The organism is Weissella paramesenteroides ATCC 33313 (assembly GCF_000160575.1).
Lineage (GTDB): Bacteria > Bacillota > Bacilli > Lactobacillales > Lactobacillaceae > Weissella > Weissella paramesenteroides.
Window position 1 is genome coordinate 51,321 of the sequence record NZ_GG697129.1, and the last position, 26,153, is coordinate 77,473.

26 protein-coding genes are annotated in these 26,153 nt (G+C 38.5%); 1 reads left to right on the forward strand and 25 read right to left on the reverse strand.

The genetic code is table 11. The features are described 5' to 3' along the window. Position 1: 1 nt before the first annotated feature. The 25 genes from pstB (HMPREF0877_RS03120) to HMPREF0877_RS03240 all read right to left on the reverse strand — a co-directional run bounded on the left by pstB (HMPREF0877_RS03120) (position 2) and on the right by HMPREF0877_RS03240 (position 24,820). Positions 2-760, reverse strand: a complete 759-nt coding sequence (gene pstB / locus HMPREF0877_RS03120; RefSeq protein WP_002827753.1) for a phosphate ABC transporter ATP-binding protein PstB — start codon at positions 758-760, stop codon at positions 2-4. A 15-nt stretch (positions 761-775) separates the two neighbouring features. Further along, positions 776-1,540 (reverse strand): phosphate ABC transporter ATP-binding protein PstB, encoded by a 765-nt coding sequence (gene pstB, locus HMPREF0877_RS03125; RefSeq protein ID WP_238334571.1) that lies wholly within the window; start codon positions 1,538-1,540, stop codon positions 776-778. 72 nt (positions 1,541-1,612) lie between these two features. Continuing rightward, on the reverse strand, positions 1,613-2,506 hold the full coding sequence (pstA, locus tag HMPREF0877_RS03130; protein WP_002827756.1) for a phosphate ABC transporter permease PstA: 894 nt from the start codon (positions 2,504-2,506) through the stop codon (positions 1,613-1,615). A 1-nt stretch (position 2,507) separates the two neighbouring features. Continuing rightward, complete coding sequence (gene pstC / locus HMPREF0877_RS03135) at positions 2,508-3,425, reverse strand: phosphate ABC transporter permease subunit PstC (RefSeq protein WP_002827757.1); 918 nt, start codon at positions 3,423-3,425, stop codon at positions 2,508-2,510. Positions 3,426-3,436: 11 nt separating this feature from the next. Further along, on the reverse strand, positions 3,437-4,309 hold the full coding sequence (locus tag HMPREF0877_RS03140) for a phosphate ABC transporter substrate-binding protein PstS family protein (protein ID WP_002827758.1): 873 nt from the start codon (positions 4,307-4,309) through the stop codon (positions 3,437-3,439). Positions 4,310-4,409: 100 nt separating this feature from the next. Next, positions 4,410-5,558 (reverse strand): hypothetical protein, encoded by a 1,149-nt coding sequence (locus HMPREF0877_RS03145; RefSeq protein ID WP_002827759.1) that lies wholly within the window; start codon positions 5,556-5,558, stop codon positions 4,410-4,412. Positions 5,559-5,666: 108 nt separating this feature from the next. Next, complete coding sequence (locus HMPREF0877_RS03150) at positions 5,667-6,446, reverse strand: TIGR01457 family HAD-type hydrolase (RefSeq protein WP_002827760.1); 780 nt, start codon at positions 6,444-6,446, stop codon at positions 5,667-5,669. 1 nt (position 6,447) lies between these two features. After that, complete coding sequence (locus HMPREF0877_RS03155) at positions 6,448-7,119, reverse strand: YutD family protein (protein WP_002827761.1); 672 nt, start codon at positions 7,117-7,119, stop codon at positions 6,448-6,450. A gap of 18 nt (positions 7,120-7,137) precedes the next feature. Further along, positions 7,138-8,514 (reverse strand): bifunctional metallophosphatase/5'-nucleotidase, encoded by a 1,377-nt coding sequence (locus tag HMPREF0877_RS03160; protein WP_040760479.1) that lies wholly within the window; start codon positions 8,512-8,514, stop codon positions 7,138-7,140. Positions 8,515-8,518: 4 nt separating this feature from the next. Further along, a complete protein-coding gene (locus HMPREF0877_RS03165) occupies positions 8,519-9,139 on the reverse strand; it encodes a metallophosphoesterase family protein (RefSeq protein WP_002827764.1) in 621 nt (206 codons plus the stop codon). A gap of 15 nt (positions 9,140-9,154) precedes the next feature. After that, positions 9,155-9,607 (reverse strand): hypothetical protein, encoded by a 453-nt coding sequence (locus HMPREF0877_RS03170; RefSeq protein WP_002827765.1) that lies wholly within the window; start codon positions 9,605-9,607, stop codon positions 9,155-9,157. A gap of 3 nt (positions 9,608-9,610) precedes the next feature. Continuing rightward, positions 9,611-10,708, reverse strand: coding sequence for an aminopeptidase P family protein (locus HMPREF0877_RS03175; RefSeq protein ID WP_002827766.1), 1,098 nt, complete (start codon positions 10,706-10,708; stop codon positions 9,611-9,613). A gap of 39 nt (positions 10,709-10,747) precedes the next feature. Next, complete coding sequence (menC, locus tag HMPREF0877_RS03180; RefSeq protein ID WP_242446798.1) at positions 10,748-11,854, reverse strand: o-succinylbenzoate synthase; 1,107 nt, start codon at positions 11,852-11,854, stop codon at positions 10,748-10,750. Positions 11,855-11,884: 30 nt separating this feature from the next. Next, positions 11,885-12,688 (reverse strand): 2-succinyl-6-hydroxy-2,4-cyclohexadiene-1-carboxylate synthase, encoded by an 804-nt coding sequence (gene menH, locus HMPREF0877_RS03185; RefSeq protein WP_002827768.1) that lies wholly within the window; start codon positions 12,686-12,688, stop codon positions 11,885-11,887. Then, on the reverse strand, positions 12,685-14,364 hold the full coding sequence (menD, locus tag HMPREF0877_RS03190; protein ID WP_002827769.1) for a 2-succinyl-5-enolpyruvyl-6-hydroxy-3-cyclohexene-1-carboxylic-acid synthase: 1,680 nt from the start codon (positions 14,362-14,364) through the stop codon (positions 12,685-12,687). Before menD ends, menH begins: the two co-directional genes overlap by 4 nt. After that, complete coding sequence (locus tag HMPREF0877_RS03195; protein WP_002827770.1) at positions 14,357-15,538, reverse strand: isochorismate synthase; 1,182 nt, start codon at positions 15,536-15,538, stop codon at positions 14,357-14,359. The genes menD and HMPREF0877_RS03195 overlap by 8 nt, the downstream gene beginning before the upstream one ends. A gap of 204 nt (positions 15,539-15,742) precedes the next feature. Further along, on the reverse strand, positions 15,743-16,933 hold the full coding sequence (locus tag HMPREF0877_RS03200; RefSeq protein WP_002827771.1) for a DUF2075 domain-containing protein: 1,191 nt from the start codon (positions 16,931-16,933) through the stop codon (positions 15,743-15,745). Positions 16,934-17,069: 136 nt separating this feature from the next. Beyond that, a complete protein-coding gene (locus HMPREF0877_RS03205) occupies positions 17,070-17,423 on the reverse strand; it encodes a YisL family protein (RefSeq protein ID WP_002827773.1) in 354 nt (117 codons plus the stop codon). 60 nt (positions 17,424-17,483) lie between these two features. Continuing rightward, entirely contained in the window at positions 17,484-18,146 is a 663-nt protein-coding gene (locus HMPREF0877_RS03210) for an ABC transporter ATP-binding protein (RefSeq protein WP_002827774.1), read from the reverse strand. 20 nt (positions 18,147-18,166) lie between these two features. Further along, a complete protein-coding gene (locus HMPREF0877_RS03215) occupies positions 18,167-19,621 on the reverse strand; it encodes an ABC transporter permease (protein WP_040760481.1) in 1,455 nt (484 codons plus the stop codon). A gap of 687 nt (positions 19,622-20,308) precedes the next feature. Then, entirely contained in the window at positions 20,309-21,430 is a 1,122-nt protein-coding gene (locus tag HMPREF0877_RS03220; RefSeq protein ID WP_002827776.1) for a tyrosine-type recombinase/integrase, read from the reverse strand. Between the two features lie 14 nt (positions 21,431-21,444). Continuing rightward, entirely contained in the window at positions 21,445-21,684 is a 240-nt protein-coding gene (locus tag HMPREF0877_RS03225; RefSeq protein WP_002827777.1) for a helix-turn-helix domain-containing protein, read from the reverse strand. Beyond that, a complete protein-coding gene (locus tag HMPREF0877_RS03230) occupies positions 21,671-23,401 on the reverse strand; it encodes a hypothetical protein (protein ID WP_002827778.1) in 1,731 nt (576 codons plus the stop codon). Before HMPREF0877_RS03230 ends, HMPREF0877_RS03225 begins: the two co-directional genes overlap by 14 nt. After that, positions 23,394-23,843: a hypothetical protein gene (locus HMPREF0877_RS03235; protein ID WP_002827779.1), complete on the reverse strand. Its 450-nt coding sequence runs from the start codon at positions 23,841-23,843 to the stop codon at positions 23,394-23,396. The genes HMPREF0877_RS03230 and HMPREF0877_RS03235 overlap by 8 nt, the downstream gene beginning before the upstream one ends. Next, a complete protein-coding gene (locus tag HMPREF0877_RS03240) occupies positions 23,843-24,820 on the reverse strand; it encodes a hypothetical protein (protein ID WP_002827780.1) in 978 nt (325 codons plus the stop codon). The genes HMPREF0877_RS03235 and HMPREF0877_RS03240 overlap by 1 nt, the downstream gene beginning before the upstream one ends. A 147-nt stretch (positions 24,821-24,967) precedes the next feature. Here HMPREF0877_RS03240 and HMPREF0877_RS03245 point away from each other — a divergent pair, with 147 nt between their 5' ends. Next, positions 24,968-26,149, forward strand: coding sequence for a hypothetical protein (locus HMPREF0877_RS03245; protein WP_040760483.1), 1,182 nt, complete (start codon positions 24,968-24,970; stop codon positions 26,147-26,149). The last annotated feature ends 4 nt before the right edge of the window (positions 26,150-26,153 follow it).

Genomic DNA, 26,153 nt, shown 5'->3' on the forward strand with positions numbered 1-26,153 from the left:
CTTATCCAAAGCGTCCTGATATATAATCTTGTGTTTCTTGTTTATCAGGATCTAAGAAAATCTTCTTTGTATGATTGAATTCAACTAACTCGCCATCCATAAAGAAGGCAGTCTTATCAGATATACGAGATGCCTGCGCCATTGAATGCGTCACAATAATCATCGTTAATTGATCGCGTAATTGCATCATTGTATTTTCAACTTTACTAGCTGACCCTGGATCCAAGGCAGCAGTTGGTTCATCAAGTAGTAAAATCTCTGGATTAGTTGCCAATGCACGTGCAATCGACACACGTTGTTGTTGACCACCTGATATTGATAGTGCAGATTTGTGCAGATTATCTTTAACTTCATCCCAAATGGCTGCTTGTTTCAAAGATTTTTCAACAATTTCGTCTAGTTCAGCTTTGCTTTTTTTCCCAGCCGTTCGAACACCAAAAGCAACATTATCATAAATTGAAAATGGAAAGGGGTTAGGTTGTTGAAAGACCATACCAATTTTTTGTCGTAAAGCAACTGTATCTGTATTCGGTGCATAAATATCATTGCCATTGAACATGAAAGTACCATTGACAGTCACATAATCTGTTAAATCATGCATACGATTTAAAGCACGTAAATAAGTTGATTTTCCTGAACCAGATGGACCAATCAAAGCTGTTATGTCATTTTTATTAAAGTCAAGGTTGATACCATGTAAGGCTTCTTTTTTCCCATAATAAAGATGAACATTCTCAGTTGTTAAAATTTTCTGTGTCATCTTCTAGCTCCCTTTTTAACCAAAGTTACCATTTACATAATCAATGGTCATTTGTACCTTAGGACGTGTAAATATCTTTCTCGTCAAATCATATTCAAGAACTTTACCAGTATGAAAGAATGCTGTGTAATCCGAAATACGACTAGCTTGTTGCATATTATGTGTCACAATAATAATCGTATATTGTTTCTTTAATTCCATCAATGTATCTTCAATTTTAGCACTTGAAATTGGATCCAATGCTGAAGCAGGCTCATCCAATAATAAAATGTCTGGCTTCATTGCAATTGCTCGAGCAATAACTAATCTTTGCTGTTGACCACCTGATAAAGATAAGGCTGAATTTTTCAAATCATCCTTCACTTCATCCCACAACGCAGCTTGTTTTAAAGATGTTTCAACAACTTCTGCTAATTTTTCTTTATCACGCATACCATGTTGCTTTAGAGCAAATGTAATATTGTCAGTAATTGACTTTGCAAATGGGTTTGGCCGTTGAAAGACCATGCCAATATGTTTTCGCATTTCATACACATCAATATCTTGTGAGTTAATGTCTAAACCACGGTACATAATATTCCCCTTTACCGTAGCAACATCATCATTCATTCGATTTAATGAACGTAAAAAAGTTGATTTCCCCGAACCAGATGCCCCAATCAATGATGTAATCTTAAATCTTTCAAAAGATAAATCGGCATCTTGTAATGCTAAATGATCACCATAATAAACTTGTAAATCTTTTGTAGACAGAGCAATTTCATGCTCATTTTCGTTCATATGATAAATATGACGATCCGGTTGTTCACCCGTTAAGTTTAATCCTGCTGCCATAAATACCAATCCTCTTTTCTATCTTGTCGCAGTCAAGCGTTTGTATAGAACGCTACTTAAGAACCGTGCTAAAAAGTTAAATAGCAACACGGCAATAATTAAAACGGCAGAAGCCCCGGCTGAAACTGCTGTTGCATCAGGCATAATTCCTTCCGAATTAACTTTCCAAATATGAACGGCTAAAGTTTCAGCTGGTCGCATAATATTTAATGGACTAGCCGTATTGAATGGATTCCAGTTACCAAAGTCCAAAGCTGGTGCTGATTGCCCAGCAGTATATATCAAAGCAGCGGCTTCTCCAAACACACGTCCTGCTGAAAGGACAACCCCTGTCACAATAGATGGCACGGCAGCCGGTAGAATAATGTGACCAACTGTTTCCCAACGTGACAATCCTAATGCAGAACCAGCCTCTCTTTGTAAGTCAGGTATGCTCCGCAAAGATTCTTCTACTGAACGCGTTAATAGCGGTAAGTTAAAGAAAGTTAGTGCAATGGCTCCTGATAAAATCGAGAATCCTAGCTTAAACTGAACAACAAATAGCAAGAAACCAAACAACCCAACAACTACTGAAGGCAGTGAAGAAAGAATCTCAATTGCCGTTCTAATTAGCTGAATCAATCGACTCTTTTGATTTGCATATTCATGTAGATAAATGCCAGCTCCCAAAGCAATTGGAAAAGAAATGATCATTGTAATAATCAGTAGATAAAACGAATTAAACAATTGCACACCGATACCACCACCAGCTGTAAATGAAGATGACGGTGCCGTTAAAAAGTGCCATGACAAGTGTGGTACACCTTGTACAAGAATATAGCCCACTAATGCTGCCAATATCAATATGACTAATCCAGCAATTGCGTACAAGATAGCACTTGCTAATTTATCACTTTGTTTTGGGTTTAACATCTTATATCGCTCCCTTCTTTGCAATTGCTCTAATAATGATATTAAAGATTAATGACATCAATAGTAAGATAAGCGCTAAACTCCACAATGCATTATTTTCTAATGATCCCATCACTGTATTTCCAATACCTTGTGTCAATATTGAGGTCAAGGTTGATGATGGTGATGTTAATCCTTTAGGCATCAAAGGTGCGTTTCCAATAACCATTTGTACGGCCAATGCTTCACCAAATGCACGCGCCATACCGAAAACAACGGCCGTTAAAATTCCTGGCGTTGCTGAACGCAAGATAACTTTATAAATCATTTGCCATCTGGTTGCTCCCAATGCCAATGCAGATTCCCGATAATGACGGGGCACAGATTTTAGTGTGTCTACAGTCATTGATGTTACTGTAGGCAAAATCATAACAAATAGCACCATAGCACCCGCTAAAATACCAAAACCAGAACCACCAAAAATATGGCGCATAACAGGTACAATGACTGATAAACCAATAAATCCATAAACAACTGATGGAATACCAACTAGTAATTCAGTAACTGGACCTAAAATTTTGGCACCACGCTTAGGTGATATTTCTGTCATAAAGACTGCTGTCCCAATCGCAAATGGTGTTGCGACCAGTGCCGCAATTAGGGTCACCAAAAATGATCCAGTAATCATTGGCAAAGCCCCCGCTAAAGGTTCTCCTTGCGCATTTTTTTGCCCAGGGGCCCATTTTGTACCGGTCAAGAAATCCCAAAGATTAACTTTATTAGTAAAAAATGTTGCCAAACCTTTTGAGGCGACAAACCAAAAAATAGAAACAACAACAACTACGATCAATAGCAATGCTGAAAAAGTAATTACGCGACCGAATTGATCTTTCTTAGTAGCTTTCGACTTCTTTAATAATGATTCACGGATTAAATCCATGGCCTAACTCCTTAATCTACTTTATTTAACTTACCATTTTCATCGCGAGAAACTTTCATATCGTGAATTGATATATATCCTAGCTTTGGAACAAGTGTTTTTTGAATATGTTCTGAATCAATATAAGCAAGGAATTTCTTAACTTCGCCGGTTGGTTGACCTTTCGTGTAGATATGCTCATAGGACCAAATTGGCCACTTTCCTGAGATCACATTCTCATTTGTCGCAGCGACACCATCAATTTTTGGTGCAATCACTGACTTATTTAAGTAACCAAATGAAACGTACGAAATTGCGCCTGGTGTTGAACTAACCATTGACTGAACAGTTCCTGAAGAATCTTGTTCTTGTGAATCCGCTGATTTAGCACCATCAAGACCCCACTTCTCAAAAGTAGCTCGTGTACCAGAACCAGTCACACGATTAATAAGTATGATTGGCAAATCAGCACCACCGACTTGGCGCCAATTTGTCACTTTTTTTGTAAAAATTGCAATTAATTGTTTTTTAGTTAAATGATCAACTTGTGCTTTTTTGTTGATCATTGGTGATATACCGACGACGCTGACCTTATGATCAACTAGTTTCTTGGGATTAATCCCCTCTTTTTCACCAGCGAACATATCTGAATTTCCCAGGTCGACGGCACCGGATTGGATTTGTGCTAATCCGGTACCCGTACCACCACCTTGCACGTTAATATAGACGCCAAGATTTTTCCCAGCAAAATCCTCTCCTGCTGCTTCTACTAGTGGCTGTAATGCTGTCGACCCGACTGCAGTGATATTCACGCCACTATTTTTTTGTCGCGTTGCGTAACCAAATGTTAATAGGCAGCCAGCAACAACCACGATTGCAGCACTTATCAACCAATTGCGTTTCATTCGTGAACGCCTCCTAAATTTATTTTGCTATGACCATATATTTATTATCTCTAATCTTTGTAAATGTGATACCTATTTTTTGTAAATTTTTCCTTTACATTTAATAATTTTCCCAAATAACCGTCCAACATTGTCGTGAACATTGTATTTTCCGGTGCTGACTCATCACGGTTAATGGTTTGCTTGGTTGCACGACCATTTGCTGATTTGTTTGCCTGATTTTTATTTTTTGGCCATCACGGTCGAGCGTTAATTCACGCCTACCTAATAAAGGTAATCGTGGCCAATTTTCAATAACTAATCGTTCATCTACAAAGCAACCACCAATTAGTTGCTGCCAAAACCCAGTAAGAATTGGTACCCAGTCACATTGCCAAGTCAAACAATTAAAATCCCCGGTAACGTCTAACGGTGGTGCCCACAGTAATTGTTGAATTTCTGCAATTGATTTTACGAAATGTATTTCATACATTAAACGACGATATAATCTTGCCCAACGATAACCTGTTTCCCAGTTAATATCAAATAATTGCCAGTAATCTTCCCATAATTGACGGTGATGGCCAAATGTTTTTTTAAATAATTGCGTTTCTATTACTAGTTTATCATGTGCCGCATAAAAAACGTGGTTCCCATTTTTTCGTAATGGACGATTACTTACCCACGCATCTTTGGTTGATAAGCCAATTGATATAAACACCGGTTTACTAGATGTCACCATCATTCGTTGTCCTACCCACTGATTAGTTTCAACTGAGCGTATTTTCAAGATAGTTAGTTGACAGTACTGGGTCAACATATACGTTATGATTTGACAGCCATATAAATACTCTTCGCTCACTGTCCAAATTGTCTGGTTATCAATTGATAGGTGTTTTTGATTTAAATAAATTGTACGCAAATCTGCTGGTTTTAATGCGAACGATTGATCCGCTATGCCATAACACTGGCGTTCACACCACATGGCACTATCATTCAATTCACGCCATCGATCAGACTGACATACTGTGATGTGACACAACGCCGCCCAATTATATGCCCAAATCTTTGTTAAAATTATCCACTTCATCGGATTACTCTTTGCAAATCCGTCATCGATAATTTGCATGTACCCATTTGAACCAAGTGACTCACACGTACCGCGAAATTTTAGATACATGGTTTGATTAGTTGCATCAGTCCACTTACCTAAATAGGTCGTCTGCTCATAAACACCCATTGTCGTTAAACGAAAGATAATCTTTTTCATCAAAGTATCCCCGACATGTTTTAATTTGCCATGATTATGGCGCAACAACAAAAATAAAACGCCAGCACTAGCTATTTTTTTACTAACCAGACTGACGATTCGTCAATGTTATTTTTCAATGGTCCAATCATCTAATGAATCAACCCAATGTGTTGGTTGTTTAGCTTGTTTTAATACATCATCTTTTTTCGAAACACCCGAATAAACTAGTAATGTATCAATGTCCGCACTCAACCCTGCCTTAATATCTGTATTATAGTTATCACCAACCATAATTGCTTCATGACGTTTAATTTGTAATTTATCTAGCGCACCATCCATAATGATATGCTCCGGCTTACCAATCACGATTGGTGCAGGTCTGACTGCTGTCGCCAAAAAGGCAACCACTGAACCAGCACCGGGCACCATCCCCCGTTCCGTTGGCAAATTGGTGTCTGGATTAGTTGCAACAAACATGGCACCTTGTTGGATAGCCAATGTACCTTGCAGAATTTTTTCGTAAGTAACCGCTCGATCTAAGCCAATTGCAACTGCATCAGCAGGTGCTTCAGTTACTAGCTCAAAGCCCTTGGCTAATAAGGCTTGTTCTAATCCTTCTTCTCCAATCATCAATACACGATGAATTTGATCAAATTTTTCTAAGTAATCAGCCAATGCCATGGCAGATGTATAAACCTGATCTGGCGTTGTTGGAATTTGGTGATTATTGGTTAAATTTTCAGCAACCGCCTCAGGTGTTTTCGTCGAATTATTGGTCACAAACAAATATTTTGTTTGACTAGCCGCTAAACGATTAATGAAACGACGGCCACTAGGAAATTGTTTCGTTCCTTGATAAATCGTACCATCTAGATCAATTAAATATCCATCGTAGTGTGTTACCATATTATGCCTTATCCTTTGTTTTATTTTTTGAACGTTCCCTTACTTGAAAATGGCGTCGTTTCTTTGAACCAGAAGTAGCAACCGAATTTGAACGGTTTGCAACATGCTTTTCAGGATTGTGTCCTGAATTGATCCGTTCTTTCGTCACTGGTGTACTTTTATGCTTTTTATTTTCATGATGCGTACCACCATGATTCTGTTGTTTATTGGCATGCTTTTTATTTGCCGATCCATTACTACTATGACGATGTTGGCGACGACGTCTCTTAGACTTAGTACTTTCTTTTTCTTCAACATCAACAACTTCATGAGGTGCCAAATTTTCTAAAACAAAAAATGGTGCGCCAAAATTAGCTTCCTCATACAAAAAATCTTGCAAAGCTGATATTTGTTGACTACGTGCGATGCCTTTTGTGCCATCCTTGTAGAACCCTTGTAGTCGTAGTTGATCTGCCGCAATATCTCCCACAATAAAATCATATTTTTCTAAGAAGTCACTAAAACGAGCTGCCATTTTTTGTTGATCATAAGCTTCCCGATAATCTTTTACTAATCGATAAGGACGTTCATTAATAAAAATATCCTCTGGTGTATCACCCGTAGTAATTGCTGTGCCAGCTTGACGCTCAATAAATTGGGCATCAGCCAATTCTTTCATACGTTCTCGATTCATAGTTTTTTCTTTCTATAATTATGGTGCAAATTCTTTGTGTAAATAATTTGCAAAGTCTTCTCTTAATACAGTATCGTATGACAATGTATTTTGGCCCATAATTTCCAAAGTTGGGAAATATGGAATGAACAAATAGTGATCTAATCCACCAATCGTATAGTAAGCTGCCATATCAATTGGTTGATCATGAATAAAGACATCGCCATTTTCATCAATCGTTAACCCTGACCAAACGACTTGACCCCATAGGTTACCACGGAATCCCATCCCCTTTAAGCGATGATTTTCCAAAAAACGATTATTTTTCATGATTTCATGAGCTAATCGCCATAACTCACGTCCCTGTAAAATTGTTCGCATCGGATGAACAGCATGCGGCAATAGAGAATGCAAATCATTGGCTGTCACGACACCAGCTGGTAAATCATTTAAAAACATACCTGTCGATAACATAGCAATATCGGTTTTAGTGCGGGCCATTAGTGCTGCTAAGCCCAAATCAATCAGCCGATGATCGAAATCTAATTCCATATGGTAATCTTCCGGTAATGTTGCGACTACCTGTTTCGTTAGTTGCTCCTCACCGCTTGCTTGATAACCATTAATTTCGATAGCATCACCATAAACAGCTGGCAAATCATCAGTGACAATTGTACGTGCTTGCATGCTAACTAATTTACCATCCTCAACCTCAATATCAATTCGTCCAATATGATCACCATAACGACCAGCGGCCGCTAATAACGAATTAGCATGCTTTTCACCATGCTCAAGTAAATGGTGGGTATGGGCGCCAATAATCACTTGAATCTCACTATATCGCTCCGCAATATAGCGATCCATTGGCAACCCCAGGTGAGAAAGTAATATATTAAAATCAGTTTTACCTGCTAATTCAGGCAATATCTTTGCTAAGGCGATATCGATGCGCTCAGGTGTCCAACCTAGTAATGGATAAGTCAACTCGAATGGCGCTGTAAATCCCAGAACGCCAATGCGGGTCCCTTTATTAGTGGTAATAATACGATATGGCATTGCCCAGGCAGGTAATTCATTAGTTTGACGATCACGTAAGTTTCCCAAAATAACAGGGAAATTTGCCTCGTCATATAAATGGTTAAGCTGATCATGGTTTAACCCAAGTCCCTCATTGTTACCAATGGTGACACCATCATAGCCAATTTCGTTCATTAAACTAATATTTGCTCGACCAAATGTTGCCTCTGTCAACGGATGCTGACGATCCATAAAATCACCAATATCAAAAGTTAAGACACTATGTCCATCACGGACTAATTGACGTTTACGAGTTAATAAATGACGACGAATTTTTGGCCAGCGTTCCAAATGAGAGTGCAAGTCATTCGTATGCAAAATTGCTATTTGATCCGACATTCTTTCACCTCCGTTTTGCAAAATCGTCATGTTTACGTTGCATAATCACTTCAACTTCTTCTAGAGATAGTGGACTACCCCAGATTGGCTTTTTATCAGCTGGCAGATAATCCAAGTCGGCACTATCAACACCAACGTTAATATTCTCGGGGATTGCAACCATCGTATGATGAATATGGCCATGCAAATTAATACTGTTTTGCGTTTGTCCAAGAATCAATGGGTAATGCGTTAAGAAAAATTGATGATGATTGGCTTTGACAATACGCCCCACATCTTCAAAATCAAATTTTGCATTGCCATCAGCTAAAACCGGGCTATGTGCTGCCAAATACTTAAATAGCGATCGCGAATCATGATTTCCTTTAATAAAAACAATATGTCCTTTTAGTTGATTCAAGATATCGGCCACAAGTTCATGCGCATGTTTCTCGGGACGGACGTGGTTCATCATCGCGATATCACCAAGATGATAGACTGTATCCTTTTCATCAACACGTTGATTCCAAGCATCAATCAAACCAGCATGTTCATCTGGTAAATTATTATATGGGCGTGGTGAAAAATGTTCACTTAATAATAATTTTTCATGATAAAAATGTGTATCTGCAATAAAAAATTCCATTGTCAGCCCCTTTTCTTAACGCAATTTACCACCCGCATAACTATTTAGCCACTGTACAAACTGCGAAAAATTTTCTGGATAATCATTATAACCAATGATTTGGTATGGTTTTTCTTCATTATCCCGCTTTACTGTCAATCCCCATTCTTTTACAGGACCAGGGGATTGTTGCTGATATTCTGGCTGCCAATCGGCAGTTATTAATTCCAGTTGGCGTTCAATATTCGGCCATTGAAAAGTAATATTTTGCCAAACCGATGAGAATTGTCGTAAATCTTTATCAGTCAAAATATTGCGTTGATTTTCTTGTGAAAAATCGAAACTCTCTGCTGTGATATCCATAATTGCTGCATCAAGGCTAGCCGGTGCATTAATATAGAATGCATGATTTTCAACTTTCTTTGCATAAATATAATCGAAGCCAGTTGCTAAATTACCTTGATAAAAAGTTAAATATTCTAATGCCATATTTTATCTATCAATCACAATCAAATCTGTTGTGATGCCCTCAGTTAAGTTTTCAAAGCCATCCGGCGTTACGATAACATCATCTTCAATTCTAACGCCACCTTTATCAGTAACATAAATGCCTGGTTCAATTGTTAGAATCATACCTGTCTTAATCTGCTCTTCTGCTGGTACATGACCAGAAAGAATCGGTCCTTCGTGGATATCTAAACCAACACCATGACCTGTCGAATGAGTATATTGCTCACCATAACCAGCATCAGTGATTATCTGACGAGCCACATCATCTAAATGACTGACCGAAACACCATCTTTAATAGCTGCAATCGTTGCTTTTTGTGCGCGTAGTACAACATCATAAATGTTTTGTGATTCGTTATCTAGCTCACCAAAAGCAATCGTGCGCGTAATATCGGAAGTATAACCCTCAACATAATATCCAAAATCAATCGTCACTAATTCACCTTGAGCAATTGGCTTATCTGAATAAGTACCATGTGGCAACGCCCCTCGGTATCCCGAAGCAACGATTGTATCAAATGAAGGCTTGTCGGCGCCATGTTGTTTCATCTTATAGTCTAATAGATTAGCGACTTCACGTTCAGTCATCCCAACATGTAGTTCTGACAACAAATCATTGAAGCCAGCAACCGCAACATCCGCAGCATGACGTAACTTATTCAACTCTTCAGCATCTTTGATTTCTCGTAATGCTTCGACTAAATCTGGAACTGGTGCAATGTCAGTGCCAACAAAATTTTCATCGATATAATCAAAGTCGCGAAAGGCTAATGTATCTTCAAATCCCAACTTTTCAATCTTAAAACGACGTGCTGCAGCCATTGCCACACCCCAATAGTTACGGGTGACTAATAATTCAACACCTGCTGGTAATTGATTACGGTATGCGTCCTCATATCGTGAATCTGTAATCAATGCGGCCTTATCCTTACCAATTAAAACGAGTCCATCCCCAGTACCGCCAGTAAATCCTGTTAAATACTGCATATTAGTCCCATTAGCAACTAGTAACCCATCTATCTTTAAGGGTGTAAATACTTGCCGTACATTTTCAATTCTCGTAGTCATATTAGCCCTCATTTCTATATTACTTTCATTATATCAAATTGTAACACTAGCTTATTGGTAAACGATGGGTTCATGTATTAAATACTTCGCCACGGTCTGCCAATCAATTGCCACACCAATCCCATTATGCTCAGGTAGTGGTAAACATCCTTGATGTACGTAAGGTAAATCGCGGCCAATATCGGCTTCAAAATAATGATCAAACTGTGCACTATCAGCAGGTACCTGGTTCGCTCCTGGTAGACTGGCCAATGCCAAATCCACCGCGCGACCCAGGCCACTTCCTAACATGCCACCAATCCATGGATTTAATTTGGCTTTCGTTGCTAAATTAATTGCTTGGTGCGCTTGATTAATGCCTCCTAGTTTGCCTTGTTTAATCGTCAACGCACGAGTAGTTTGCTCAGTAATGGCTCGTTTAACATCTGCTAACCCATTTAACGATTCGTCCAAACTCAATTGTAACTGATCAAGCTGTTGTTGGACGCTTTTATGTTCAAACCATGCACTAGCCGGAAAGGGTTGCTCAATCAATGCTAACCCGGCATGATCCAACGTTTTTAAACGTGCAATGTCGTCTATTGACCATGAAGCGTTCGCATCCAGTGAAAACATTTGTTCTGGAAATTGTGCTAGTAATTTTTTTATACTCGTGATATCCGTCTGCTGGTCAATTTTAATTTTAATTCGCTGGTAACCCTGCCCAATCAAATTATTGGCAACAGCTTGCGTTTGCTGCCAACTATCCTGTATGCCAATTACCGAACTGACAGCAATTTGTTTTTCTTGACCACCAATCATTGACCATAGTGGCTGCTTGACTTGTTTGCCATAGGCATCCCAGAAAGCCATTTCAACAGCTGACTTTGCAAATGATAAATGACTGCTGTTTGTTAACCAATTAGAAACCATCTGTGGCGTATCAAAATCTAACGAAATTAACTGTCTAGCCATTCGCTGAACCATTTGCAGAGACTGCATATGGGTTTCAGGGACATATTGATCATCTATAAACGACTGTATCTCGCCATAGCCAGTAACTCCATTGGTTAAAGTAATCGCCACCAATGTTATTGGCCGTTGCAAGGTCGTCCCATGAGCCGTTTTAAATGGTGACTTCAAGGTTAAGGATAGTGGATAAATTTTTATTTGTTGCACCTGCAAAACGAATACCTCCCAACTCTTCAATTAATGATGTATTGCATTCAAAATATCAATCACTTGATCAGGTCGTTCGAAATGAACATTATGTCCAGCTTGTGGCACTTGACACCATTGTACGTTTGGCAGTTGTTGCTGCATTTTTTGATTAATCTGAGTAAATTTATGATCATCCATACCAGTTATTAAAGTAACGGGTATATGCATATACGCTAATTCTGGCCATAAGTTTGGCATCGCCCCAGTCCCAAAAAAGCGTAATGAATTAGCAACATTTTGTGCATTTTGGTTTAGCCGTTGTTCATGCATAAATAACTGTTGTGCAGCCGACATACTTTTTTGACTTTTAAATAATGGTAGTTGCTCCCATTCACGGATAAACGTTGACATACCAACTTGCGTAACGTGATCTGCCTTATGACCATCCGCAATAATTCTTTGTTGTCGCAAATCTTGGGTCATCAAGCCAGCTGTACCACTTTCTAAAACTAAGTGGCCGACTCGGTTGGGGACAGTATGACCAAAAACAAGCGCTAATCTGGCGCCCATTGAATATCCAACTAAGTTCACTTTATTAATTGACAGTTTATCCAATAGTCGACAAATATCTGTCACTTGTTGATGTCCCATAAAACGTTGGGATTGCTTGATTGTTTTAAGCTTAGAACCAAATCCTAATAAATTCATATAAATACGAGTACCAGTAGGTGTAATGCCTTGATAATCCGCTAAACTCCCCATAAATCCATGGAAAAAAAGCCAAGTTGGTTTCCCTGTCCCCTGAATTTCTAACTCATATTCATAGCCATTTATGATGACCTTTTTTCTCATGACAGCGCCTCTTTAATTGCACTTGTTAAATCATGGTGTGCGGTCACGTTCTTTTGACGATCACTTTGTACTTCGATTATTCGTAGTCGTGTGGCTGGTTTACGAATTAATTCTGACAACGTTTCGAGCTGATCAACCAATTTATACTCTGCATCATATAAACGTGCAATCCGTTCTATCACAATAGGCAATGGTGTCCCAAACATTGGTTCAAAGTAAGCAGCTGCCTCAGCTTGTGGCAAAAATGAAAAAATACCACCACCTTGATTATTGATGACCACAATTGTCATTGGAACATGTGCCTGATGACTTAACATCAATCCGTTCATATCATGAAATAACGTCAAATCACCCGTTAATAACGTGGTTGGTTTGCCAGACATAGCCATACCAAATGCCGATGAAACCGTGCCATCGATACCATTTGCACCCCGATTAGCAGCAATTTGAATTTGTTGCTCTGGCACAAAATAATTATCCATATCTCTAATTGGCATTGAATTAGCAATAAATAGTTTGGCATTTTCAGGCAAAGTGGCTAAAGCAGCCGGTACTTGGTACTCTATTGAATCTGTCTTTTCTGCCGCGACAACTGCCATGAGTTTACTTGTTAATTCTTGCCACTGAGTTAAGAAAGCTGCATTCTTAACTCCGGGTTCAGCTAATAAATCCGAAACGACTGCATTAGGATCTGCAATAACGGTCGTATGTGTATGACGACCATGGTCGTGTCCAGCATGTTCTTGACCGATTTGAATAACTGGAATTTCTTGATCCCGTAACCATGCAACCACTTTTGCCGAGACTGGTGTCCCACCAAAACGTAGCACCACATCTGGTACCAATGAGTCATCAATGACATCAGCAGCTAACAGACTGTCAATCCCATTAATTGCATATTCACTCGGTCGGAAATTACTTAAGACATCAGCTAAAACAGGTAACTGGTAATGTGCAGCTAACTGTTCTAACTTTTCAATGTCCCACCCAATTTCATCGGGTCCCAATAACATCATTGCTTTTGGCTTACGTAACAGAGCTGCAATTGCTTGAGTGTTTTGCCAACCAGCTTGTCGTTGACCAACTAAAATTCTTTGTGGTGTCACGGTTGGCCATGATTCAGCCAATTTTGGCATTAATGGTTTACGCAGTGGTAAATTAATTTGTATTGGTCCCATTGGATGCGTTAGTGCCATCCCCACTAATTCCTGAACATGATAATCAATATATGCCGTCACATCTTCATGATCATCTTGCATTTCAATAGCTGCATATGCTTTCGTATGGTGTCCATACAAATTTTCTTGTTGGACAGTTTGTGGCGCCCCAATTTGTTGTAATTCAGTTGGTCGATCAGTTGTTAGTGCGATTAAAGGCACATGGGAGATACTGGCCTCCATAAAAGCAGGTAAATAGTTACCAGTAGCTGTCCCTGACGTTGCCAATAAAACAACCGGTTGATGACTAGTTTTTGCAATACCTAATGCGAAGAACGCTGCTGAACGTTCATCGACATCAACCGTTACTCGAACATCATCACGAAGCTGTTGCATCTCAGCTAACAATAATGCAATAGGCGTTGTCCTTGATCCTGGCGAAACAACAAAATCATGAACTCCTTGTAAAACAAGTGATGTTAGTAAGTGCTTAATATTGCGTGTTAAACTGTCAGTCATTATTTATCTGCTCCTTCAATAAATTCATCATGGGTAATAATTTTAATCCTGTTTCTTGGTACTCCATCTGCGCATCAGACGCTGCTAAAATGCCTGCTCCAGCGAATAAAGTTGCTAGATTTTTACGGTACCACATTGATCTAATACCAACAATAAACTCACCATCACCATCCATAGTCATCATGCCGATGGGGCCACTAAATAAACCTCGCGGCATTTTTTCTATCTGGGCTATTTCTGCAAGTGCCCAATCACGTGGCTTTCCTCCTAATGCAGGCGTCGGATGTAACTCAGCCGCAATTTCTAGCAAACTTGAATCTGATGCTAATTGACCAGTAATCGGCGTATATAGGTGTTGAACCTGTGGGGTTTTCAAAATTTGTGGTTCAGTTGGTACCTGTAATGATTTTACATTGGCTGCCTGCAATCGTTCCTTAATCTCAGCAACGACTGTTTCATGCTCAACACGATTTTTTGAATCATGCCACAATTCATCAGCCAGAGCTTGATCACTAACTGAATCGGCGCCTCGCTTAATTGTGCCTGCTACAGCTGCTGTTGATAGCTGACCCCCTGTAACCTTAACTAACCGCTCTGGTGTTGCGGATACAAACAGCTCGCCACAATGCTTTAAAACAAAGTGATAGCTTGTTGATTGTGAATTTTGTAACTTTGAAAGTAATCGTTGTTCATCTAGTGGATCTGACAAAGTAACTTGACGTTGTCGTCCTAACACAACCTTTTCATGTTGTTTATTTTGTTTCATGTCATCAATCGCTGTTTGAATCCGTGATGGCCAATCCGTTTCATCCGTTATTTGCATAACGTTTGTATCGAAAGTTGTTGTCTGGCGAACTAAATCAATTGGCAGACCCAGCATTTCGTGGTTGATCACATCATAAACAACTGCTGGTTGAATAAAATAACCATTCATCAATTTCGAATCTGCAATTTGCTGTTTATCGAAGGCAAAGCCACCGAAGACTGGTTTGTTTTCATCGTTTTTAAGCGTTGCAAGCCAAGTTTTTACCTGGGCAAAAGAAGCTCCAATTAATTCAGCCTGCTTACCAAATCCATAATACTTGGTCTGACCATCAGGTGTTGCAAAATATACTGCATCATTGGCTAACGCAAAAGTCTTTTGTAGCTCTTCTTCTGTCAAAAATTTCACCATGATACCTCACTTATTTTTAATAATTGTTTCACTGTTGCAACGTTTTTTCCAACATAATTTTCTAATTTGTTACCTTTTGAGCAAAGTTTAGCGTATACTAAATTCATACAGGATAACGGTAGCGTAATACCCCTAACTGTTTTCCTGTGTCCAAAGCATGGAGATTAAGAACTAATTATTCTTAGTCTCTTTTTTGTGCTTCATTCACAGTTGCCCTAAACGATTTCTTAATTTATCATCCGCTGCTGTTAAATATAAACCTCTTGTGCCACGGGTTAATAGTATGTTTAATACATGAAACATCACTGACTGCTTCATTTCTTCCATTGCTTTTTCATCAGTGATATGGGGTGTTTTCTTATATATTTCACGATGGGTCACTTTATCCGTATCAATAAATATCTGGTCGTTTTCCTCATCATACATAAATGGTGGCCCTAAAATAACACCCGCGTAGTTTAAATCAAATCCTTGAATTGTGTATATTGATCCCACTTCATTGATGGATGCAGGTCGTTCTGCCCACGGTGTCGTTTGAACATCATATTCATCCCAAGGCAAATTAAAATCATCGAGATAGACATTGTGCTCAGTTGCTGAACGTTTTACAAAACCAGTCGTCGCCAGCATCCGAGATAAACCGACTGCTTCATTTCGCTGTTTAATTGTTGCATGCATATCGGCAGCCCGTTCAAAAATTTTTAAATCATAATGCCCCATATCTTTTGGTAATGATAATATTGTCCCTGCGGCCAATGCTGATATCCATGTTTGAACACTGGCTGGTGCTTGCATTCGATATTGCATGGTCAATTCAAAAGTTTGGTGTGGATAAGGTGCTAGACATGTTTCTAGTAATGTGCGATTCCAAAACATTTTTGATTGCATGACCTGGTTAAAATCAAACACAACGATCACAACCCGTGCCAATTTAATTAACTCACTCAGCTGATTATCCTGTTTAAAGCGAATATAAGGTTCTGGTTTAGAAAGTAACAAATGCCCCTCATCAACAACAATCACATCATAACGTTGCTTATTTTTATGCGCCTGATTAATTAAAGATGTTGGTCGCATATAGTCGCTCTTTTTTAAACTAGTAACCGTCTCAGATAATTCCTGATAAACTTTCAGTAATTCTGGATGATTCACAGTAAACTTATTCTTCAATCCATAGTAAGCACTATCAGGTTCTTTGGTACCCCGCTGCAATTTTTCAAATAATTTTGTTAAAATGACACTTTTCCCAGTACCCGCAGCACCTTCAATAACCACGACGCTATTAGTCGCTTGCTGCAATTGTTTTTGGATATAATTTTCTATTTTTGTTAATTGTTCCACTTGATTTTCCGTCAAAGCGGTGACATTAAATTTTTCTAGTGCAGAATTTGTCATAGTTCTAGTATACAATATGCAAGCCAAGTTTCACGGGCCATTTCACTTTTTTAAGATTAGACAATGACAGAAAAAATGGCAAGAATTTAAAACAAATTCTTGCCATAACAAATGATATTTAATTCAAGATAAATCTTTAGAATGGGAACCCACTTGCTAAGTACATACCAAATAATCCCAGTAATAAAATTAGCACAATCACGACAATCGCAAAATTTCTGTTTAATTGCTGTCGCTTTTTCTTGGCAAAACTCATTTCGACGATTCCAATCAACAAAATCGCTAAAATCACCTTCACAATTGTCAATATAGGGTTTGACTGATAAGCATAATGAAATAACCCAATACCTGTTACAATCGCCACAATGTAATCCAGACGTGCAATCATCATGCTAACGACACTTACCCGCTTATTCGAGGTAAAAACGGCTAGTGATGCAACGATAATAAGTACTACCCACGTCATGAGATGCACCCACAAATTGATCATATCCTACCCTCCTGTAGAAAGATTACCTCTATCGTACACCATACATTGATAAATACCTAATTACCCTTTAACTGTAAATCGACGGTCCTTTAATTCAATTTGAACATCAGCTTCTTTCGCAATATCACGATCATGAGTAATCAATATGACGGTCTTACCATATTCATGGGCCAATTCTTTAAACAGATCAACAATCAATTCTGAATTTTCATGGTCTAAATTTCCGGTCGCTTCATCAGCAGCTACAATCGGTGCATCAACAAGTAATGCACGAACAATTGCCACACGTTGCTGTTCACCACCAGAAAGCTTTTGAACATTTTTAAATGCTTTTTCTTTATCAATACCAACCCGGGCTAATTGGTCGACAATATACTGTCGATCACCTTTATGTGAAGAATCAGTCACCGCTAGCGCCGTTTCAATATTTTGATAAGCCGTCATTGATGTCAGTAAGTTATACGACTGAAAGATTGTGGCAACATAATGCTGTCGATATTTGGTCAATCCAATTTCATTAATTGGTTGACCATCAATAGCGATTTCACCCTCACGTGGTGCATCTAAACCAGCCAGAAAAGATAAAATCGTTGTTTTCCCTGAACCCGATTCGCCAACAATTGCATAGAACTTACTTGGCTCAAATTCAAGATTAACATCACTATACAATTTATTCGATTCGTCTGTGTACCAATGCGTTAATTTTTTTATGGTTAATGTCATGTTATTTCCTCACTCTCAGACTAATCAGCCTGCAAAATTTTCTTTGGTTTCATGCGTAGAATCGTAATACCGGCACCACTAACAGATAACAAAGCGATTAATATTGCCATCCCACCTAACTCAGCAATTGCTCCCGGTGTTAATACAGTATTTATATTTGTCATCTTGCCAGTTGTTCCAGCCATTCTCATGCCACCACCATTCATTGGGGCGCGGTTGCCTTGACCTTGACCACCTGATTTATTCATGCCACCACCAGGTGCACCTTGACTCATGGCAGATTGTTGCGAACTTTGTTGTTGTTGCAAGAGACTATTTGAAATTGGACCTGAGACTGCAGTTCCTGCAGCAGTTGCAATGCCTAATGCGACTGCCAAAACGATTAATAATTCAGTAAATAACTGTGCAACAACTTTCATTTTGGTTTCACCCAATGAAACTAAAATACCAATTTCACGACGACGCTCCCGTGTTATTAAGAGAATAATCAACCCTAGAATCAGAACACCGGCTATTGCAACGACCCAAACAATCTTTGATGCAAAGCTAGCAACGCCTTTCATTTGCTTGGCAGCCGCCTTATAAGCTGCAGCATCACTCGTCAAAGTCATGTCTGAATCGTTCAAAATCTTCTTAGCAGCTTTTGTAAAGGCCTGTGTCTTTGATGGATCTGACATTGTGTAAGTCACATTTGAAACCTTGCCTTCAGTTCCTGCCAATTGGTTTGACAACGTATATGATGCATAGATTGTATTTGAAGGATCTTGACGTGAGAATCCATTTGTTGTTGTCTTAGCCTTATAGATACCAACAATCTTCACTGACGTTTTCTTCGATGAATCAGAAGAATCAGCAACTTTGATGCTATCACCAACTTTTAAGTTATTAGCTGTAGCCAATTCAGATTCGATCACAACATTATTTTTATTTTCATCACTGGTCTTGATACCACGACCACTAATAATTTTCGCTGTATTATCCGAAAAACTTGATGAACCAGCAGTCGTGCTTACACCATTAACCTGAATGTTTCCAGAGCTTGAAGAGTTACCAAAAATTTGTCCACCCATACCATTTTGATTTGATGAAGATGTTGTTGAAACTGCATTAAAGCCACTCGCATTAACAGAAGTACTTGTCGATATATTGTATGATGCAACATTTGATAATGCCGCAATCTTTTTTACCTTTGTCACTGTTGTCGTTGCCTGAGTAAACGTTGGTTTCTGATTACTTGATGAAGTAGCTGATGACATTTGCTTTTGCATCTTTTGCATCATTTTTTCACGATTTTGTGACAAGGTAACTGTTGATCCAACAGAATTAGTTGCGGTTTTGGCCGACGTTAATGCCGCATTTTGAATAATCAAACCTGCCATTACAAACATCAAAATAACACTGGCCGTAATCATTAACAAAATCGTACGGCCTTTACGGGCCCACAGAGTGATCCCTGCTCGCTTTATAAAATTCATCTTTGTTTCTCCCATTCCGAATAATTTCTGTAATTTCAATATCATTATTCTATGTGACCGAACTTTCATAAATGTTAAACCAGGCTCAATTGAAACTTAAGTTATCCGAATTAGTCGGTGAAAAACCAATAAAAAAGAGGGCGAGACAAAAAGTTGTTTGAAGCCGGTGTGTAACGTGATTTGCGCCGTTTTTGGCCGTAGCAAAGCGAAGGACAGAAACGGCGTAAATCACGTTACATTGAGGCTTCAGACTTTTGGAACGCGTTTATGCTACCAAACTTTCATACTGATAATTAATACATTTTTAGCAAAAAGAAGTTGGAACACATTCTTTTGTCCCAACTTCGAAAAACCAATAAAAAAGAACCCTACCAACCGAAATTAGTAGAGTTCTTTATAGTTGCTAATTACTTAGCGATGATTTCTTTGTATTCTTCGCGAGTTCTTTATCGGTGCTTATTAATTCAATGAAAACGTTGATATAAAGCGACATACGAGCGACAAGTGCCCTATTTCAGGTGACATTTGTTGTCATTTTTGAGGTCAATTTTGAACAGTTTTCTACATATGAATAGGCTCATTTTTCAACAGCAGAGAGTTAAGTTAGTATGAAACATCATCCCAACTACCCCGACATCCCCCAATACAAAAGCACGAAGCTATTCACTCCGTGCTTTACTAGATCATTTACGCTATATCATTCAATTGCTCAATCATGTTAGAGACTTCTGCATTACTGGTTTCCGGCATTACCTTGCGATAGAATTCATTGACCACTGTAATAGTGTCTCCCAATATTTGGCTAACCACCTCCACACTCATGTTACCAAAGTCTTTGGAAAGCATGACCGAGGCAAACGTCCTTCGCAACCCATGTGGCGCAATACAATCACTAGGATCCATTCCCAAAACTTCTTGTTGCAGCTTTCGAAAATGGTAATTCAGTGATGCTGAATCAGGTACACAACCATTGTCATTCCTAATGAGTAAGTGGTTATCATCATGAGTCTGATTATGAATATTATCCCAAGTCACTAACTTATTAAGTAATGATTGTGGTACCTTGATTGTCCGATATGAATGCCGTGTCTTGGGATCCTTTATCGAGTGGCTTGCCCGAGACCACGCTTGCTTAACAGTCAATGTTTGATTTTCCATATCCAAACAATCAGCCGTTAAGGCCTGTGCTTCCTGCGTACGTAGCCCCGTAGATAACATGACTAAAATCAGCATTTGCCAACAATCTAGTCTTGATACCTCTGTTTGATTAAGATAACCAACCAACCGCTTATATTGCGTAATTGATAGCACACTCATCTCTTTTGGCGGCCTATTTTTAGCAGCGCTTCGACAATCAACTAAGGCGACATAGTTTTTCAATAAGACACCATGTTGGACAAGCATGCTCAAAGCTGCGCTTATATTGCTCTTATGTTTCCGCAAACTACGATTTGATAGTCCAGATTTTCCTAATCTATTGAATAATTTAAGCATCATATCATGATTCAAATTACCCAACTTCAGATCCGGTACTTGTCTGGATAGCATTCGCAATGTACTCTCATACGACTTATACGTCGCTGCTGATACCACAGGTCGCTTATACTTTAAGATAAATACTTCAAACGCTGAACAAAATGACACATTAGCATAGTTTATTGTGCGCGTTGTACTACGTAATAGCTGCATCTTACCTTCCCATGCTAACGCCTCCCTTTTAGTTGCAAAAGTCCGACTCTTTCTGACACGATTAGTACCACTACCTGAAGAAATGACAACCTTGTATTTGCCACTACTAATTTTTTGCATATCACCTATCCTTCCTATAATAAATCATCAAGTGATAAGAACTCTCGATAGTTAGTTGCAACATAGTCTACCTTATCCAACAGACCTTGCTTTGGAAATCTAATAGCCCGACCTACCTTAATTCGTGGGAAATCATACATGTCAGATAATTGTTTGAACGTTGCCCGTGATATTCCCAACATCTTGGCGGCTTGCGAAGCACTAATTAGTGTCATGCTATCATCAGCTTCACCCATCTCATCAAATTGCTTCATCGTTTGTATCTCCTGTAATTATCAAGTTTAAGAATTTAGGTGACGTATGCGAATTATTTTCAACGACTTCGATACCATTATTTTTCAAAACTCGTCGAAGTTCAGGAAAAAAGCGTCTGGGACTATCAAAACCATTTTTAGGTATATCTCTTTTTACACAATAATCAACAAATGCATCCAAGAGCTCAATACGCGTAACACTCTCATCATTCTTTTGCTGTAATCTCTCTGTTGCAAATGATGCCACTGGTGAATTATCCTGTGTCATGCTAGCAAACCATGCTTTCTTATCAGCCAACATCTTATGGCTCTCTTTTGGAACCATATCGTCGCGTCCCTTCATTTCCTTTAACGTTTGAATTAGTAACCCACCCAGCTGAGGTAGTTCTTCAATCATTCTTCGACCCAGGTCCTCATCCATTTCTTCTTTAGAAAAGGACTTCTCAAATCGCAGCAAGCAAACTTTACGTTGTACTGCATAAGTTGTTTCAACATTGTTGGTCTGTACGTCCAATGTGTTCATCGCAAACGTACACTGAACATTCATAGGCAATAACAAACTACTAGTATTCTTACGATCAACATTCATCACAGCATTCACATCGGCCAATCGTTTGATTTTAGACCAATCAATGCCCTTGTTAATGGCGTTTTCGTCGACCAAATTAGCTCTGACTACCGTTTGACGATCACCTTGAAGTAGGTATTCCAAGCCAAATTGTCTATCCAGTTGATACGTGGGTACACTCGCTGTTAACTGTGGTGAAAGCATAGCCCTAATCGCATCGAGAAGGAGCGTCTTGCCTGAACCCCCTGGTGAATAGAGGAAGAGCACTTTTCCTGGATTTTGCAAAAGTAAATGTGTTGCTAACCATTCCAGAATAAACGTAACGGTCTCTTCATCATTTTTCCATTGACCGTCCAAATACTTCTGCCAAGCAGGTGGCATTACCTGAGCATCTAAATCTGGTGTTAAGTTCAGCTGATAAGACGTCATATGACGAGCATCAAATGGTTCTAATTCAAACGTGCTTAAATTAAGATCACCTGTGACTAAGGTCGTATACGTACTATTCAACTTGGCAAAATCGAATCTATGCGCAATCTTAGCTAACGCAATTAAAGTTTCAGATTCAGATTGGCTAGTTGCCTTGACTCCCAATATCCTTGTTAGTAACGTCAACCAAAAACCTCCAAATGTTACCTGAAGAGATTGATAGTAATGAAGTGAATTATTATAAACCCTGATAGACGTAACTTCTATCGCTGCTTCAGTTGCTGAAGTCACAACATTCATTATCGAACGTAATCCAACAGCCACTTTACCAGCATCGATAGGCGTTTGATGGCCATCTCTGTTACGTGGCAATCCCAAATGGGTAAATAAGGCCTGCTTCAACAATTCATTTAATAATTTAACTACAGCATGATCCGCTTGATCAGCTTGGCCGTTCCGGTAATGAACCATCTTATCTAACGTAGTCAAATAAATATTCATGAATGACATTAGTTTTTCACCGTAAATAATGACTAGCTTAGCACCAGCATCATTCATCATACTTGGTGTTACTTGCTCAAGCTGCTCTTTAACGGTATCACTCAGATTAAAAGGTCTAAGTTCAGTTAACTCTTCTATCTTTGCTTGAGAAAGCAAAGGGGCAATGAACATGGCCACATCGTCTTGTAGAGTCATTGTATATTTGCTAGTACTATTCATGGTTATCAACTCCAAATCCTAGTCCTTGCCCACCATGATTTTCTAGTGCTGGCATTTCGTGAATCTTTACTAAGTTAATATAGGGTAAGGTGCCACTTTTATTATAGGTAACTTCCACTACAAATGTTGCCCCAATTAAATCATCAGTGTCATACTCTAGCCTGTTATACTTTTCTGCTGCAAATTCATTAAAGCGCTGAATAATAGCCAAGAATTTATCTCCGATATTTTCAAATGTTGCGTCCTCATGATCTGCAAGATACATGCGTGTTTTAAACGGACGTATGGTCGTGTCATTAGGAACCAGTTCAAGAATGTACGCTCGCCATGCCACTTCGCCAAATGAACCTGTTTCTGTATGAGGCTCTAAACTTACTAATTTAACTTCTACATGTTCCTTATCATTAACCAATCGTGGTGTGACATTCTTACCAATTTTCATTAATTTTGTCCTCCGAAATTTTTTATTGTCATTATATGTTCGTCAATGGGGAACTGAAATTTGCAATCATCAATTGCCATTTTCAATGCCAAAATGCCTTGATTCAGCACTGTTCCATCAGTTTCTGATTCAGGTATACTTAACCACAAAGCATCCCTTGGTATTTCATGTACCCATATTTCTGGATTCAATTCAATAAGCCTAGTTGCCCAACGTTTTACCAGGGCCGCTATGATACTTGAAGCCAAGTAAGATCGTCGTTGATTAGGTCGTTTGTCTGAAACATCGATCATAGAGGGTTGTCCTTGTAAAAAAGCGACCTGCATCTTGCTAACTTTTTCTAACAGGGATGTAGATTTTGGAAATAATCCCTGAAGTTCATAAAAAATATGATGAGCGTACCCAGTATCCAGCGAGATTTCTGCCAAAGTAGCAGCCACGCCAGTTAGAGATTGTCCGTACAGGAAGCCCATGAATAGCCGTTTAACGATTTTACGTGGTATTATAATTCCCGTATGCTCCAGTAAAGAGTTACCCACTGATTCGTATAACCCTTCAGAGATTGCCATTCGTAATTTTTCATCATCAGCAACACCAGCTAACGCACGCGGCTCAGCTGAGCCAATATCTAAAGCAACAAATCGTCTTCCAGTAGGTGCAACTAAATAATTTCGGCACCATTTTGGGATAGCTTGTGTGTTGGGGGCACTAGTACTTATCTGCATGGGAATATTAGCATATGCCTCATGTCTACCAACAACATGTACGACTCCAGCAGTCTCGTCAATTACTCGACCTTGCATATTTAATAATCCAGTAGACCATCTTCGAAATTCAAACGTATCATCTATTATTAACTTGTCACTGAGATAATCCTGAATGATTTGATAATAACTAATGGTAAAACCCTTTGAATTAAGTTGTGGTAAAATGTACTTATCAAATTGATCATCTTTACCATAAATTTTTTCTTTCAACTTTACATCCTCCGTTACTAATTAATTCACTCCTTGAATAAACATGCAGGCCTGCGTCAAGGAATATAACCATTGTAGTTTGAAATGCTTTAAGTCTTTAGGCCACTCCGAATATTCAAAGTGGCTTTTTTCAAAAGGAAAATATTTATGCACAAATTTACTGAAGAAGAATGCAAGCGATTAGCTTTTGCTATTTCACTCATTGTTACTTTGGAAACCCAAAGTAATTCGACAAGTACATATAAAATTCAAATCAGGTTAGACCAAAAGGATAATCCATTTGTACTAATTACGAATGGAAATGAAATTGATGAAGATGTTCTTTCAACAAATACAAAAATATTTAATAACTTTGATAAATATTTAATAGAAGATCCTAAGCATAAATATCGCTTTACTGAAGAAAAACGTTCACGTACATTTCGAAAGGGAGCAAATATTTATTTTGAGCTATTTCATATCAACTATGATGAAACCTTATCAATTTCTGACTTGCTAATTTTTTTGCTGCTTGATTTACCATCAGATTTACTTGATAAGATTCTTCGAATAACATATAGCCATTGGGAAACCAATCGGCTGGATATTAAATCTGCCCGAACACTTTTGCATACTCTATTTAAAGAAAATAAGTCTCTAACGAACAACCAAAAGCAAGACATTATTGAATTATTCTCAGGCTTTTCAAATGTAATATTAGACAAAATACTAGAAATTCATCTGGATGAACAAACAAATTCAAGAATAAGTAAAATTAACTTGATCAAAATAAGCGCTTTGCTCAAACTTAGCCAATCATTAGAGTATGATTTTTCTAGCCACCTATCCGGTACGTCCATGAAAAGTTACCCATTTGCTCATTATAAAGAATTCCCCTACATTGCTAGTGCGATGATTATTTATAATGATTGGATTAATATTCCAGTAAGGGACATACAAAGTTTTGGAATCATCATTCATGCATTAAATCAAGTTATTGAAGAGCATGATAATTTAGACGGCCTATTCAATCCTCTTGCTGACAGCAAATTTAACTCAAATAATTGGGGTTCTATGTTCGAATTCCTACACGATGGCATCAAAGAACGTTGCCATCAAGAATTACTCCAATCACAAAAAAATGAAGACATTACAAGTACATACATTCATATGGAATGGAGCTTTCCCAGTGAGATATTTACACCATTTGTTTCAACCCTCACGTTTTCATCAATTGACCAAGTGACTTCCTTATTTGAATTTTTACGCAATAATCAACTTCTGAACGGAATGGCAGATTATGCAATTCAATTTATGGTCGACAAGCAAATAGAAAAAAAGAGCCACTAAGCTC